The following is a 15,962-nucleotide window of genomic DNA, read 5'->3' as shown; positions in this document are numbered from 1 at the left end:
ACCTGATAATTGTCAGGTTTAATTTGTTGCCGCGAATTACACGAATTTCCACTAATTTTTATTCGAAATATTTTAAAAATAATTCGTGAAAATTAGTCTAATTCGTGGCAAAAAAAACTATATCAAAATCTTCTTCAAAGATTCTGCAATACTTCTCCATAAAAAGTTGTAGAATGATTTTTCCTGAATTCTTTCCAGTTCAACTTCAGCAGTTTTTGCTTTGTCTTTTGAATCATTTTTGACTAATAAATTGACAATTGCCGATTTGAGCTTGGCTTCTTTTTTAGGATCTTTTTTCTTGTAAAGTTTTACTTTTAGATCATCATAATCTAAAGAGGCGTTTCCTTTAGAAATATTATCATTTCCATAAAAATTAAATCGGTACTTATTAAAAACTCCTGTAAACGAGGCATTCATATACGGTTTACTGAATTGTCCCATAGCCCGAACATCAAAATTTGAAATTACACCTTGAATGTGAAATCCGTCATTTTTATCGAGAACGTTAAAACTCCAATCTACATCGAGAGGAGAGGTTTTCATGAAAATACATTTTACTTTAATTTTTACATCATTCGTTTTTTTCAAACCAAAACCACTTCGCAGATTAGTTGCCTGCAGATTGAATTTATCAAAGCTTAAAATTCCTGGACCTTTAGAGAAATCAATTTCTTCTTCGTAAACCAATTTCGATTTAAGAACTTGCAAAGTATCAATTTGAAGTGGGAATTTTATATTTCGCAATAAATGATTGTACAGGTATTTTTTACTCAAATCATCTTTCGGCATTTTGCCACGATAAATATTCGCATCAAAATGATTGATTACAACTGAATTTGCTTTAAAGAAAAAACGATCATTTTTAAAACCCCAATCCATTTTTGAAACTTGTGCCGAATCGAATTTTAGCGTATAAATATCTTTTTCTTTATCTAAACGTTTAATAAAATTTGGGCGGTTAAATTGCGGAATATTAGAGAAATTATTAATTTTTAGAAAGTTTTTCTCGGTGCTTATTTTACCAATATTAATATGATAAAAAGCACTTGGTCTGTAAAATAAACTGTCAATTACTAAAGTGTAGCTTTCATATTGCAGCGGAATTTTTTCTTTTAAAGTCGCATCCGTCAGCAAAATCCCTTCTAATTTCAAAATGATTTTCTTGATGCTGAAAATAGGTTTTTCGGTATCCAAAGAAACCACATCGACAGTTCCGTCATTGAGATAAATATTCGAAACTGCAATAATCTTACGAAAAGGTTCAAGAATTTCGCTTTTAATACTTTTGCTGTTATTGATAAGTTTCTCGCCTTTTTTATATAAAATCACTCGCGGTTTATTGATAATAATACTTTCGGCTTGAATAATATCACGGAAAGCTAAATCCCAAACATTAAAATGTTTGATTGTAATAGATTCTATTTTAGAAAAAAGTCCGTTTTTACTGTCTTTAGGCTGGTTTTTCGGGCTTACCAATAATGTCTGAGCATAGATATTTCGAGAAAAAAGAGAGACTTCAATTTTTTCGTAATTGATATTGTACGCTGTTTTATTTTTCTCGTGAATAATAATCGGAAGCTGTTTTTTAATCCAGTAATTCAAACCTATATTGGCAAAAACCATTAGCAGAAAAAGAGAAATTACACCGATTGCTATTTTTTTATATATGGACATTTATAGGATTGGTTTTAAATACATAAATTTAGGCTTTTAAAAAGAATGATTTTTACATTATTCTTCTTTTCGATTACATCATTTTACCAACTTATCGTTTATACCTTTTGCAAAATATGAGAAGATTTAAAAAATTTCTGCTGGTTTTATTAGTACTTATAATTATAATTGGAGTTGGTTTATGCGCTTATATTTTTCATTTAAAACCCAAGTACGAAGGAGAATTGCAGCTGAAAAATATCCAAGAAGAAACTACAGTTTATTTTGATGAATTTGGTATTCCTCACATCTATGCCAATTCTGAAAAAGATGCCATGACCGCGCTCGGCTACGTTCATGCGCAGGAAAGATTATGGCAGATGGAATTACTTCGCAGAATTGCACCAGGAAGATTGTCTGAAATCTTTGGTTCTGTTGCACTTAAAAATGATGAATTTTTTGCTGGAATTGGTATTGAAGAAGCTTCTGCGAAAGCGATTGCCAAATTAGACAAAAACAGTGAAAGTTATAAATTGGCAGAAGCTTATCTGGATGGAATCAATCAATATTTGGAGGAAGGAACAACACCAATCGAATTTACTTTGGTTGGCGTAAAAAAGCAAAAGTTCACTATAAAGGACGTTTACAATATATTTGGTTATATGTCTTTCAGTTTTGCAATGGCGCAAAAAACAGATCCTTTATTGACAGATATTAAAAATAAATATGGTGCCGAATATTTAAAAGATTTAGGAATTGAAGGTGAGTTTAATACTACCCAAATTAAAATTTCTAAAGAAAATACAGAAGAATATTCAGAGATTGCAAAATCTGTTGCGGCAATGCTGGATCAATCGCCAATTCCGCCGTTTATTGGAAGCAACAGCTGGGTTGTTGGTCCTCATAAATCTAAAAGTGGAAAAGTGATTTTTGCAAATGATCCGCATATTGGATTTTCGCAGCCTGCCACTTGGTACGAAGCTCATATTGTAACACCAAAACATGAATTATATGGTTGTTATCTTGCGGGAACTCCATTTCCGTTACTGGCACACAATCGTGATTACGCTTACGGTTTAACAATGTTCGAAAATGATGACATCGATTTTTATAAAGAAAAGAATAAAGCTGGAGATCCCACTCAATATCAAACACCTAGTGGTTTTGCAGCTTATGAGACCAGAAAAAAAGTAATCAAAGTTAAAGATACTTCAGATGTGGTCTTGACAATTAAATCAAGCCGACACGGACCAATTATGAATGATTTTTTGGAACGTTTGGAAAAGAAAACTCCAATTGCAATGTTGTGGACTTACACCCATCAGCCAATTCAGATTCTAGATGCAGTTTACGGACTTTCGCATGCGAAGAGTAAGGACGAATTTAAAAATGCCGTAAAACTTGTCGCGGCGCCGGGACTTAATGTAATGTATGGAGATGCTAAAGGAAATGTGGCTTGGTGGGCAACAGGAAAATTATATAAACACAAAGAAGGTGTAAATACACATTTGATTTTAGATGGATCGAGCGGAAATGATGATATTACCGAATATCTAGATTTTGATAAAAACCCATCATCAGAAAATCCGAAATGGGGTTATGTTTATTCTGCTAATAATCAGCCTGAAGCTATAGATAATGGATATTTGTACCCAGGATATTACCTGCCTGAAGATCGTGCAAAAAGAATTTCAAGTTTAATGGATGCGAAATCTGATTGGGATAAAGAGACCATTAGTAAAATGATTTATGACAATACCTCTGATGTTGCTGTTGAGGTAGTTAAGAATTTGATTTCGAATATTGATCTTAACTCAATTTCAGCAACAGAAAAAGAAGCCATAAAAGTTTTAAAATCATGGAAAGGAACCAACAATTTAGAGGATACTGCGCCAACGATTTATAATAAATGGATTTATTTATATCTAAAAAATACTTTTGAAGACGAAATGGGCGAGGAAAATTTCAATCTCTTTTTAGGAATTTCTGTTGGAAAACAAGTTATCGCCAATCAAATTAAAAATGAAAATTCGGTTTGGTGGGATAATATTAAAACTAAAAATGTAAAAGAAACTAGAAAACAAATTGTTTCAAAATCTTTTCATGATGCAATTATATCATTACAAAATCAGTTAGGAAATACTGTTTCTAATTGGAAATGGGGAGAAGTACATACCGTTGAGCACGAACATCCTTTAGGAAAAGTGGCAGCGCTTAGAAGATTATTTAATGTCGGGCCATTTAGTTCGCCAGGTTCAAATGAGGTAATCAATAATTTGTTTTTCGGATTTAATGACGAAGGAAAATATTATACAAAAGGCGGACCTTCAACCAGAAGAATTGTTGATTTCTCTGATGTCGAAAACAGCTGGAGTATTCTGCCTACGGGACAATCTGGAAATCCGTTTAGTAAACATTACGACGACCAAGCCGAAATGTACAACGCTGGAAAATTCAGAAAAATGAAATTGAATAAAGAAGAGATTATAAAAACTTCAACAAAGTTGGTTTTTAAACCGAAGGGATAGTTTTGTTTCAAGTTTCAAGTTTCAGGTTTTTTTACTCTTTGTAAAAGTTTAAAACCAAGATTTTGAAGAAATTTGTATTAAACAAAATAACCAGAATATTGTCATTTCGACGAAGGAGAAATCTCCGTAAGTAACTCCGCAAAGAGAGTTTAATCTTGGTCGGGCTTCTTGCGGAGATTTGCTCCGCCAGTCACTATTGCTCGAGTCTCCTTCGTCGAAATGACAAAAATGAGAAGACAACTTAAAATTGAATCTTTGTGTCAAAGTTTTAAACTTTGACAAAGAGTACAAAAACTTAGAATCTTAGCATCTTAGAACCTTAGCACCTTTTTATTTAGAAATATACTTCCCCTTCACAATATCAGCAGCAAAAATATTCAGATTATTAATAAGCACTTTATTATTAGTCATTACATTTTTAGTCTGGTAAGCGGTGTCTTTTTCATATGCTTTTAATAAAGTTTCCAGTTCTACTTCATCAAAAACAACAAAACTGTTGTAAATCGCATCCCTGAAATTTTTATAATTAATGCTTTGACTGATCTCCATTGTTTTCTGGTCATTCCAGCCTTCTTTTGCCGAAGTTTCGTTTATTTTCGATAAACAAAAATCAATCACATAATTTTTATAATGTGCTGCTTCGACGATTTTATCAATTATAATTCTGTTTTGCTGTGAAGGCATTGCTGGAGCTTGCGAATTGTTTTGTGATAAACAGTTTAAAGAAATAAATAAACATAAAAATACAGCCAGAAAGCCTTGTTTCTTAAAATTTTTCATAGGTTAAATTGTTATTTTGGGTCGGGCTAAAATAATATTTTTAAAGCTAAATTATCCAATTTGAATGTTAGAAATTGTAACAAAAAAAACTCCGATAAAAAAGATTTGAATCTATTTTATCGGAGATAATTTTAAAAGGATTTTTTAAATGTTATTTAGTTTTACTTTTTGAAAGTTCATCTAATACTTTTTTCCCGTTTTCATTTGAAGGATCTAATTCGACTGATTTTTTGTAATTCGCGATAGCTAATTTTTTATCACCATCTGCTAGATAAGCTTCACCTAAACTGTCAAAAGCATTTCCTGATTTTGGGAAAGTTTCAACGTTAATTTTGAAAACTTCAATTGCTTCTTTCTTTTTTCCGTTTTGTAATAACTGATATCCAACTCGATTCATATCTCCTTCTTTGATAGCGTATGTAGGATCATTTTTCAGTTTTTTATAAGTTTCGGTTCCAGTCGCTGCGCCTTTTTCATTATAGATATCCAATAAATCTAATGCCAGCGATTTTTTAGGCTGATCAAACGGCTGATTGTATAAAATAGCACGAATAGCAGTGTTCATTTCGCCTAAAACGGTTCCGCCTGTATTGTTTAATAAAACTACAAGATTCTTATCTGCAGGAATACGAGAAATGATTGTATTAAATCCGTTAATACCGCCTCCGTGCTCAATAATATTTAATTTACTGTTTTCTCCATTCGGAGCTTCATAAGTTGACCATCCATATCCATAAAAACCGCCCCACGCTTTAATATATGGTTTGTATAAAGATTCTATGGATTTTTCTGAAAGCAGTTTGTTTGTATAAAGCGCCTGATCCCACAAATACAAATCTTCTACCGTTGAGTACAAAGATCCAGCGGCATACGGAATGCTCATGTCAAGATATGCAGCGTTTACAATTTTTTTTCCCTGTTTTTCGTAACCAGCCGCTCTGTTTTTTAAAATGACATCGCTGTGGTCATAACCAGAATTAACCATTTTTAAAGGTGTAAAAATAATTTCCTGTAAATATTGTTCGTATGTTTTCCCTGAAATTTTTTCAATAATATAACCCAATAGAAAATAACCAGAATTGCTGTAATTGAATTTTTCGCCAGGCGTAAATTCAAGCGGCAGACTTGAAAACGTTTTTACGAATTCTTCTGGAGTATACGGATTTCGAGCTTTATCTTTAAAAAAGTTTGGCGCACTGGTATAATTCGGAATTCCAGACGTGTGTGTCAATAAGTGATGAATTGTAATTTTACCACCATTTTCTTTTGGATAATCTGGCAGATAAGTTGTGATTGGAACATCTAATTTCAGTTTTCCTTCTTCAGCTAGTTTTACTATTAAAAACGCTGTAAATTGTTTGCTGATAGAACCTAATCTGAATTTAGTATCAGGCTGATTTGGAACATCCCATTCCATATTGGCCAAACCAAAACCTTTTTTTAAGATTACTTTTCCATTTACGGCAACGAGAGCGGAGCCGTTAAATTGTCCGTATTCGTTGTATTTAGCTAAAAGCTGTTCAATTTGCTGTGCTTTATCTTGTGCAAAAGTGCTTAAAGCCGAGATTTGAAAAACTACAAAGAGTGCAATAAGTTTGATTGATTTTTTCATAATGATTGATAGTTGGTTGAAATAAATGATTCATTTTTGATTGATGATTGAAACCTGATAACCATTAGATATTCAGTGTTTTGTGTCGAAATTACGATTTTTTACTGAAATAAATGTAAGGTCTTAAAATGTTAGACGAGCGATTTTCGATTTGGTTTCACAATCAATCAATTTTTTTTCATTTAATTTAAAAAACGAATTCGAGCATAGACTAAAAGCTACTCTTTATACGGTCTATATTGGCTTTATTTCGTTTCGATATCGACTATTTTTCTTCCATTTTTTCCTAGGTAATGCACAACGATATCTTCATAAATTTTATAGCCGTCATCAACATTGGTAAAAATTACTAATCCTTGTTTTGTTTGTGGCAACAGTAAAAAAATAGTCTGAACACCTTTGTCTGCACCACCATGCGATAAAGCATAGTTTTCATTTCCTAAATCATAAATTTCAAAACCCAGACCAAAGTATTTGTCTTTTTTTGTTGAAACCTGATGTGATTTCATTGCTTCAAAAACTTTTTTGCTTAAACCGTCACCGTTCATAACGCTGCACAAAAATGTTCCGTAATCTTCAATAGTTGTTAGTAAATCGTCTGCGGCACTGGCAGTTTTATTTTTTGTTGGTTCATAGGCATTTCCTTTGTTGTCATAATTAATTGCATATCTCAAAAGATCGATTTTATTATTCCAAATAAGTTGAGAGTCATTCATTTTCAACGGCTCAAAAATTAATTCTGAAGCCAGCTGATCTAATGTTTTGTGAAATTTTTTCTCCAAGGCTTTTCGTAAATACTCAAAACCTTCTCCGGAATATTGGTATTTAGTTCCAGGTTTGAATTTGAAATCCAGTTTGTTAGAATCATTAAAAGACCTCCAATTCGGAAAACCAGTCTGATGACTTAAAACAATTCTGGTCGTCAATAATTTTAAATAGGGATCTTTTGCAATATCTGGATCTGTCCAATATTTATAAAGAGGTTCATCTAAATCCCATTTTCCAGAACTTACTAACTTTAAAGTTACAACAGCCGTAACCGGTTTAGTTAAAGATGCGACATTCCAAATCGTATTGTAAGGTGCCGAAACACCTTTTTGAAGTTCGCCAAAAACCTTTACCTGTTTTAGTTTACCATCCGTAATAATGCCGATTCCTAAAGTGGGAACATTATTTTCTTTAAGCCATTTTTCTGTTTCTTCAACATTGTCAAAAAGGCCAACTTTATTGGCTGTAGAACTTGTCATTTGATGATTGTAACTCAGCGATCGGGCTAATTTCCATTCTTTATTTTTTAAAAGCCAAAGATGAGTAAACTTGGCAAAGCTTCCTGCTTCTTCGGGTTTTTCAGCAGTGCTTTCAAAAAATCGATGCGTGCCCATTTGTATGGCGCCATACAAAACGCCTTTTTTGTAAAGCGGATAAATTTCAGTACTTCCATCAACTAATTCTCTGCGGTAATTGTATTTTCGGGGCGTTGCACAAATTCCGTTTTTTAAGTTTTTTAAAAATAGCGCCTTGTCCGAAATACTGTCTTTGTCGTGAAAAAACTCAAAATCGTCCGTGTATAAGTTCTCAAATTGTTTAATGTCGCAAGTATTAAAGCCAATATTAAAAAGAAGACTGTCTTTTGACATAATGGTCTTGTACAAAGCCGAGCTTTTTTCTTCCTGCGAGAATGCGATTTGAATTTGGATGAGAAGTACTCCAACTAAAAAAGTTTTTAGTTGAAAAAAAGTGTGATTGATTTTCATTTTGATTGATGAATGATGATTGATTTTGCAAAAGTAAGTCAATCATTATTTGCAAAATTGTATAAATGCGAATACTTATCTTTTTTGAGAAAGAAAATACGAATCGGGATCGAACGTTTTTGGAGTCGTTTTGGTGACATCTTTAAACTTTTTTATAAAATGCGACTGGTCAAAATATTTGTTGTAAAGAGCGACATCAGTTAGTTTTAATTTTTCTAAATCAGAATTCACCATTTGGTCAACCGATTTTCTGAACTTCAAAATCTGAATGTATTTTTTAATTGTAAGTCCAGTTGCGGTCTTAAATTTGATTTGCAGTAATCGCTGTGATAAATTTAATGTTTTGCTAATTTCCGAAACCGAAATTTCTTCGTTATTAAGTTTAATGATTTCACATATTTTTTCAACTAGATCTTTGTCTGGATTTGAAAAAGTCAATTCTTCAAAATATACATTAATTGTATCTAGCAAAGTTTTAATATCTAAATAAGTATGAATTTTAAAAGGTAATTCTTCGCCATTAATATGAACAATAGAATCTGTAAAATCGCCTAAATCATATTTCGGAAACATCGAAAGCGTCCAGCCATGAAACTGTATAATTGTAACTTTAGTTTTGTGCTGGATATTGACCAAAACTTTATTGGTCATTTGCGAACAAAAGTAAATGCCTTCGTTCATCTCGTATTTCTTTTTACTCGTATGAACTTCTATCGCATTTCCGCTTACAATGGCGAGATTAAAACAGCCGTTTGGTAAAACGAGTTTGTTTTCGATCAGGTCTTCGCCGATGCTGTTGTCCAGACACCAAATTTTATTAACGAACCTTTCCGTTTTTGGAGTTACGTAATGTTCTGAGTAGAGGTTCATTTTTTTCGATTTGCCAATATTTTGTTTAATAATTCTAATTATACTAAAGTAGTATTTTTAATTAAGATTTTTATTGACATTGGAATCTATAAAATATATTATACATGATTTAGTTATGAAAATAGATGCCGCATGAGGGATAGAGGCAGTATCCTTTTATGAAGAGAAACGGAATAAAAGATATAGCCGAAAGCCCGGCCCGAAGGGACATGCCCAAGTAAATATTAGACTTGATGGGCAAATATTTGGTTTATTTTAAAGCTTATGTGTAATTATTACTTATTTTTACGTTCTTATATATTAGATTTTCCCTGATGCAAACTTCACTAAAAATTGCAGTTGTAGGTTCTGGACTTGTAGGATCACTGCTGGCAATTTATCTTAAAAAAGCTGGTCACACCGTTCATGTTTATGATCGTAGTCCTGATATTCGAAAAATTAATTTTTCTGGTCGCTCAATTAATCTGGCAATGTCCAACCGAGGCTGGAAAGCGCTCGATGCAGTTGGTGTTGGAGATTCGGTAAGAGAAATTGCAATTCCGATGGACAAACGTGCAATTCATCTAGTAGACAAACTGAATTTTCAGAATTACGGACAAGAAGGCGAATCTATATACTCAATTTCCAGAGGAAAGCTAAACCGAAAAATGATTGATCTTGCAGAAGAAGCTGGAGCCGAATTTCATTTTGAACAGAAAATCTGGGATGTTACCTTAAGCGACGCGACGCTGCATATTGGCGAAAGCGAAAGAGGAGAGTGGGAGGAAAGAAAATACGATATGGTTTTTGGAGCAGATGGTGCTTTTTCTAGAATCCGCCACAGAATGCAGCGTCAGAGTATGTTTAATTATTCTCAGGAATTTTTAAACATGGGTTACAAAGAATTGAACATTCCAGCAAATGCAGACGGAACGCATAAATTAGACAAAAATTCTTTTCATATTTGGCCAAGAGGAGAGTACATGTTAATTGCGCTTCCTAATCTTGACGGAAGTTTTACCTGTACTTTATTTATGCCTTTTGAAGGTCAAAATTCTTTTGAATCACTTGTTGATCGAAAAATGGTAGAAGATTTTTTTGAGAAAAATTTCCCAGATTCTATTGAAGTAATTCCAGAACTGGCCAATGATTTCTTTAAAAATCCAACCAGTACTTTGGTGACCATGAAATGTTTTCCGTGGACTTACGAAGATAAAATTGCTTTGATCGGAGATGCCTGCCACGCAATTGTTCCATTTTACGGACAAGGAATGAACGCAGGTTTTGAAGATATTACGGTTTTAAATGAAATGATAGAGAAATTTGGAGACGACTGGAAAAAGATCTTTACCGAATATCAAATTTCCCGTAAACCAAATGCCGATGCAATTGCAGAACTTTCATATCGAAATTTCATGGAAATGAGTACAAAAACGGCAGATGAAAAATTCTTATTACAAAAGAAAATAGAAAAGATATTTTCAGATAAACACCCAGATAAATGGATTCCGCTTTACAGCCGTGTAACTTTTAGTGATCGTCCGTACGCAGAAGCTTTGGCTATTGGAGATTTCCAAAACGGAATTATGGAAGAAGTTTTAAAGCTGGATAACATCGAAAATATCTGGAATTCTCCCGAAGTCGAAAATAAAATTCTTGAATTGTTATCTAAATAATTTTAACAACAATGTCAATATCAATTACAATTTTCAATATTGTAATTGATATTTGTTTTTTGACATTGTGGTATTGTTTATTTCTTAAAGATTTTGGTTAAAACTCCAAAAACACCTCTAATAAAAGTAGCGCTTGTTACAACTTTCAAAACCGATTTTCCAACAACACTTGCTGTACTTGGTTCTGCTTTTGAAGATCTTGTAGGCGCTTGTTCTTCTTGCTCTGCTGTAGCTTGATTAGCGCTTTCAATTTTCTTGGTCAGTAGTTCGTAAGCACTTTCTCGGTCTATTTCTTCAGCATATTTTTTGACCAATTTCGATTTGTTGTTTATTTCATCAATTTCAGAAGCAGATAAAATATCCATACGGCTTTGTGGCGCACGCATCATTGTCGCAACAAGCGGAGTTGGAACACCTTTTTCGTTGAGCGCTGTAACCAAAGCTTCTCCAATTCCGAGACTTGTCAGTAATTCATCTGTTTTATAAAATTCAGAAGTTGGGTAATTGTCCGCTGTTTTTTTAATTGCCTGACGATCATTTGCCGTGAAAGCCCTAAGCGCATGCTGAATCTTTAATCCTAATTGAGCTAAAACGCCGCTAGGAACATCCATTGGATTCTGAGTTACGAAATAAACACCAACACCCTTAGAACGAATTAATTTTACAATAGTTTCAATTTGCTCTAACAATGCCTTACTGGCTTCATTGAAAATTAAATGTGCTTCGTCAATAAAAATCACTAATTCAGGTTGTTCTGCATCTCCTTTCTCAGGCATTTTTTGATAAATTTCCGCCAAAAGGCTTAACATGAAAGTAGAAAATAATTTAGGTTTGTCCTGAATATCCGTCAAGCGAATGATATTTACATAACCTTTTCCATTCTCATCAATTCTCATTAAATCATCAGTTTCAAATGATAATTCGCCAAAAAATATGTCGCCTCCTTGTTGCTCTAATTCGATAATTTTTCTAAGAATTGTTCCAGTAGTTGCAGTTGAAATTTTACCATAGCTTGCAGTAATTTCATCTTTGCCTTCTTCTGTAATATAATTGATAACTTTCTTAATGTCTTTTAAATCTAGTAAAGGCATTTGGTTATCATCGCAATATTTAAATATAACCGCTACAACTCCAGCTTGAGTATCATTAAGATCTAATATTCTAGAAAACAAAACAGGTCCAAATTCAGAAACCGTGGCACGCAGACGAACTCCGTTTTGTTTAGACAACGACATTAGTTCAACTGGAAATGAAGCTACATTATAAGGTATGTTTATTTTTGAATGTCGTTCTGTAATAAAACCTTCCTCTTTTCCTTCTTTAGCAATACCGCTAAAATCACCTTTAATATCCATCATTAAAACTGGAATTCCAGCATTCGAAAGCTGCTCAGAAAAAACTTGGATTGTTTTAGTTTTTCCTGTTCCGGTTGCACCAGCAATTAATCCGTGGCGATTTAAAGTTTTTAATGGAATTTTCACATGCGCTTCTGCAAGTGGCTCACCGTCAAGCATTGCGCCCCCAAGGATGATGCTGTCTCCCTTTGAAGAGTACCCTGTGTTTATAGCAGCAATAAAATTATCTTTTCTATTCATGTTTTTATTTGTAATTTAGATGGTTATATGAGTATTGCTTTGTTTTTGGGCATTTTTATTGTGGTTTTTTTTAGTAAGAAAAAGCTTTTTTTGATTGAAAATTTAATAAAAAAAAAATTCGCAGCTTTTTAAGAAGATATCAATGGAATCTTTGAATATTTACTAAAACGTTGTAATTTTTCTAATTATCTACCTTTTTTTTGTTTTATCTAAAAAATGATGGTGGCAATTTAATGAGATATTTTTTAAATTGAAGTTAAATTTCGGTCAATAAAATTAAAAAAAGTTTTTTTATTTAAACTAAACGTATAAATTTGCTCCTCTACAAGTTAAATATAACTAAAAAATAAAAATTATTTAAAACTATTAAAATTAAAAAAAATGGCAAACGTTAAAGTTAAAAAAGAAAGCACTTCAAATGGGGGAGGAATGATTACAGGAATCATTATTGTAGCGTGTATCTTAGTAGGGGTGTTTATTTGGAAAGTAATCATGGGGGATTCTGCTAACTTCGAAGGAGGTAATCCAGAAACAGGACATCCAATCAATACATTAGGACAAGTATATAAAGGAGGTTTCATCGTACCAGTATTATTAGGTATGTTTTTAATGGTTGTTGTTTTTTCTATTGAAAGATTTATTGTTATCGGTAAAGCTGCTGGAAAAACTAATCTTGACAAATTCATGAAAAGTGTTCAAGGTAGTATTAAAGAAGGAAACATCGAAGCTGCTATCGCTTCATGTGACAAACAACAAGGTTCAGTTGCAAACGCAATTAAATCTGCTTTGGTAAAATACCAAGATGTTAAAAAAGAAGGATTCAACAGCGAAGAAGCTTCAGAAGTAATCCACAAAGAAATTGAAGAGGCAACTTCATTAGAAATGCCAATGTTAGAGAAAAACATGACTATTATCTCTACTTTAGTATCTTTAGGTACATTAGGAGGATTATTAGGAACTGTATCTGGTATGATTAAAGCGTTTGGTGCGTTAGCTTCTGCTGGTACTCCTGACCAAGCTGCTCTTGCAACAGGTATTTCTGAGGCACTTATCAACACTGCAACAGGTATCTCTACTTCTATCTTAGCAATTGTTTCTTACAACTTCTTTACTGCTAAAATTGACGATTTAACTTACTCTATCGATGAGGCTGGTACTACAATCGTTAATACTTACAGAAAATTCAGAGGAAGTTTAAGACAATAATTAATTTTTGATATTTATATCAAAAAAATAAAATAAAAAGATAATGGCTAAAATAAAAATGAAAAAAAAGTCGACATCGACAGATATGACTGCGATGTGTGATGTTGCATTCCTTTTGCTAACGTTCTTTATTTTGACCGCTACTGCTAAAGTGCCAGAAGCACTTCCTGTAGATACTCCAGCATCTACTGTACAAACTAAATTGCCAGATACAGATTTGGCGATTATTACAGTAGGAAAAGGAAAAGTATTTTTTGACATCAAAGGTAGAGAGGTTCGTAAAAGAACTCTTGAAGGAATTGGTGCAAAATATGGTATTACTTTCTCTGAAGAAGATAAAGCCAAATTTGCATTAATGGACGATTTTGGTGTGCCAGTTACAGGTTTAAAGCAAATCATTGACATGAAAGCGGCGGACAGAACCAAAGCAAATCAGCCTGGAATTCCTTTGGATTCATTAGATAATCAATTAAAAGAATGGCTTTTAATCTCTAGAAGAGCTACAATTGATTTAGATGATAAAGAATTGCAGATTGCTATTAAAGGAGATGCTAAGGAAGAATATCCAAAAATTAAAAAAATTATGGATATTTTGCAAGATCAGAAAATCAATTCCTTTAACTTAGTTACAGGTACGAGAGGAAAAGACTTTTAATTAAAAAATATACACTAAAATGGCTGAATTAAATACCGGCGACGGTGGCGGTGGTAAAGGTGGTAAAGTAAGAAGCAAAAAGCAGAATTCTAAAGTCGATTTAACGGCTATGGTGGATTTGGCATTCTTATTGATCACATTCTTTATGTTGACCACTTCGTTGTCAAAACCACAATCGATGGATTTGTCGTTGCCAGATAAAGACGATGATCCTAATAAACCGAAAGTTGATACCAAAGTGGATGAAAATCGTACTATGACAGTAATGTTAGGTGGAGACAATAAAATGGTTTATTACATGGGGTTATTGGCTAGTCCTAAAGTAGGACCAAAAGACATAACTTATGGTAAAGATGGTATTCGTAGAGAATTATTAAAACAAAAAAAGAATGTTTTAGCTTATTCTGCTGCTTTAGGGAAACCTAAAAACGGTATCATTGTGATCATTAAACCAACTAAAAAATCAAATTACCGTAATTTGGTTGATATATTGGATGAGATGGCAATTTCAGGAGTAGATACTTATGCTATTGTTCCTGAGTTTTCACCAGAGGAAACGAAATTGATAGATAAAAAATAAGAGCAATCTTAAGTTTTATCAACTTAAAAATCAAGAGATATGAAATTAGATATTATAAAAAATCAGTGGCTTGATATCGTATTCGAAGGACGTAATAAGATATATGGAGCATACGAGCTGAGAAAATCGAACGGTAAAACAACTGTGAAAGCACTTGTGATCGGTTCACTTATTTTTAGCTTCGCAGTTGCTGCCCCTCTTATTGCAAGTTTCTTACCTGATTCTTCTGAAGAGGAAGTAAACAACGATATTAAGATTGCAACGGTAAAATTACCTCCAAAGAAAAAAGAGGAAATTAAACCAAATACACCACCACCTCCGCCACCTCCACCAAAAGTGGATCAAGTGAAATTCGTAAAACCAGTGGTTGCGAAGGCAGAGGAAGTTACTGAAGATCCACCAAAAATTGTGGATTTGAAAGACAAAAAAGTTGGTGCTGAAACTATCAAAGGAGATCCAGATGCAGTTTTAACTGTTGATGAACCAGTTGGCAAAGGACCAGTATCAGAGGTTGTACAAGAAGATAATACTGTATATAATACAGCAGGTATCGAAGTAAAACCAGATTTTCCAGGAGGAATTGATAAATTCTACAAATTCGTAGGAAACAATTACAAAACTCCAGAAGAAGAGGGTCTTAAAGGTAAAGTTTACGTTACGTTTGTAGTTGAAAAAGACGGTTCATTAACCGACATTAAAGTTTTAAGGGATATCGGTTACGGTACAGGAGCAGAAGCAATTCGTGTTCTTAAAAAATGTCCAAAATGGACTCCTGGCGAGCAAAATGGTAAAAAAGTTAGGGTACTATACTCTCTACCTATTACTATTCAATCTGCAGAATAATGTTAAAAGATATGCTTAATAATATTCAGAAGAAATCGCTCAAAGAGCGATTTCTTCTTGTTTTAGGAATACTGTTTTTTTTAATTTATCTTGTACTCGGTTTAATGATTATGTTTTGGAAAAAGCTGCCGCTTAACATGGAACCAAAATATAGATATGCTTTCGGTGGATTATTGATTGTATATTCTGGAATAAGATTTTTAAGATTAATTAATTCAAAAGAAGAATAAT

Annotated in this window: 13 protein-coding genes; 7 read left to right on the top strand and 6 right to left on the bottom strand. The window is 33.0% G+C overall.

The genetic code is table 11. The annotated features are described in order from the left end of the window. Nucleotides 1-117: 117 nt before the first annotated feature. Complete coding sequence (locus QMG60_RS02370) at nucleotides 118-1,674, bottom strand: hypothetical protein (protein ID WP_281866751.1); 1,557 nt, start codon at nucleotides 1,672-1,674, stop codon at nucleotides 118-120. A gap of 116 nt (nucleotides 1,675-1,790) precedes the next feature. Here QMG60_RS02370 and QMG60_RS02365 point away from each other — a divergent pair, with 116 nt between their 5' ends. Next, nucleotides 1,791-4,181 carry a penicillin acylase family protein gene (locus tag QMG60_RS02365; protein WP_281866750.1) on the top strand — a complete coding sequence of 797 codons (2,391 nt, stop codon included), beginning with the start codon at nucleotides 1,791-1,793 and terminating at the stop codon, nucleotides 4,179-4,181. A 330-nt stretch (nucleotides 4,182-4,511) separates the two neighbouring features. Here the strand turns inward: QMG60_RS02365 and QMG60_RS02360 are convergent, their stop codons facing one another. From QMG60_RS02360 to QMG60_RS02345, 4 genes are all read right to left on the bottom strand, one after another. Next, complete coding sequence (locus tag QMG60_RS02360) at nucleotides 4,512-4,961, bottom strand: hypothetical protein (protein WP_134142583.1); 450 nt, start codon at nucleotides 4,959-4,961, stop codon at nucleotides 4,512-4,514. Between the two features lie 151 nt (nucleotides 4,962-5,112). Next, nucleotides 5,113-6,573, bottom strand: coding sequence for a serine hydrolase (locus tag QMG60_RS02355; protein ID WP_281866749.1), 1,461 nt, complete (start codon nucleotides 6,571-6,573; stop codon nucleotides 5,113-5,115). 245 nt (nucleotides 6,574-6,818) lie between these two features. Beyond that, entirely contained in the window at nucleotides 6,819-8,327 is a 1,509-nt protein-coding gene (locus QMG60_RS02350; RefSeq protein ID WP_281866748.1) for a class A beta-lactamase-related serine hydrolase, read from the bottom strand. A 75-nt stretch (nucleotides 8,328-8,402) separates the two neighbouring features. Continuing rightward, nucleotides 8,403-9,197, bottom strand: a complete 795-nt coding sequence (locus QMG60_RS02345) for an AraC family transcriptional regulator (RefSeq protein WP_281866747.1) — start codon at nucleotides 9,195-9,197, stop codon at nucleotides 8,403-8,405. 314 nt (nucleotides 9,198-9,511) lie between these two features. Between QMG60_RS02345 and QMG60_RS02340 the strand changes: the two genes are divergently transcribed. Beyond that, nucleotides 9,512-10,852, top strand: coding sequence for an NAD(P)/FAD-dependent oxidoreductase (locus QMG60_RS02340; protein WP_281866746.1), 1,341 nt, complete (start codon nucleotides 9,512-9,514; stop codon nucleotides 10,850-10,852). Between the two features lie 77 nt (nucleotides 10,853-10,929). Here the strand turns inward: QMG60_RS02340 and QMG60_RS02335 are convergent, their stop codons facing one another. After that, nucleotides 10,930-12,447: a helicase HerA-like domain-containing protein gene (locus tag QMG60_RS02335; protein ID WP_281866745.1), complete on the bottom strand. Its 1,518-nt coding sequence runs from the start codon at nucleotides 12,445-12,447 to the stop codon at nucleotides 10,930-10,932. A 381-nt stretch (nucleotides 12,448-12,828) separates the two neighbouring features. Here QMG60_RS02335 and QMG60_RS02330 point away from each other — a divergent pair, with 381 nt between their 5' ends. From QMG60_RS02330 to QMG60_RS02310, 5 genes are read left to right on the top strand one after another with little or no spacing between them, the layout of a single operon-like run. Beyond that, nucleotides 12,829-13,653 carry a MotA/TolQ/ExbB proton channel family protein gene (locus QMG60_RS02330; protein ID WP_008464979.1) on the top strand — a complete coding sequence of 275 codons (825 nt, stop codon included), beginning with the start codon at nucleotides 12,829-12,831 and terminating at the stop codon, nucleotides 13,651-13,653. A 43-nt stretch (nucleotides 13,654-13,696) separates the two neighbouring features. Beyond that, nucleotides 13,697-14,308 carry a biopolymer transporter ExbD gene (locus tag QMG60_RS02325; RefSeq protein ID WP_134142576.1) on the top strand — a complete coding sequence of 204 codons (612 nt, stop codon included), beginning with the start codon at nucleotides 13,697-13,699 and terminating at the stop codon, nucleotides 14,306-14,308. 19 nt (nucleotides 14,309-14,327) lie between these two features. Further along, nucleotides 14,328-14,888, top strand: a complete 561-nt coding sequence (locus QMG60_RS02320) for a biopolymer transporter ExbD (protein WP_134142574.1) — start codon at nucleotides 14,328-14,330, stop codon at nucleotides 14,886-14,888. A 39-nt stretch (nucleotides 14,889-14,927) separates the two neighbouring features. Further along, nucleotides 14,928-15,731, top strand: a complete 804-nt coding sequence (locus tag QMG60_RS02315; protein WP_057115057.1) for an energy transducer TonB — start codon at nucleotides 14,928-14,930, stop codon at nucleotides 15,729-15,731. Next, nucleotides 15,731-15,961 carry a hypothetical protein gene (locus tag QMG60_RS02310; protein WP_057115056.1) on the top strand — a complete coding sequence of 77 codons (231 nt, stop codon included), beginning with the start codon at nucleotides 15,731-15,733 and terminating at the stop codon, nucleotides 15,959-15,961. Before QMG60_RS02315 ends, QMG60_RS02310 begins: the two co-directional genes overlap by 1 nt. Nucleotide 15,962: the final 1 nt, after the last annotated feature.

The sequence above is a fragment of the Flavobacterium sp. GSB-24 genome (assembly GCF_027924665.1).
Lineage (GTDB): Bacteria > Bacteroidota > Bacteroidia > Flavobacteriales > Flavobacteriaceae > Flavobacterium.
Note: the sequence above shows the minus strand (reverse complement) of the source record. Positions and strands in the feature narration are given on the sequence as shown.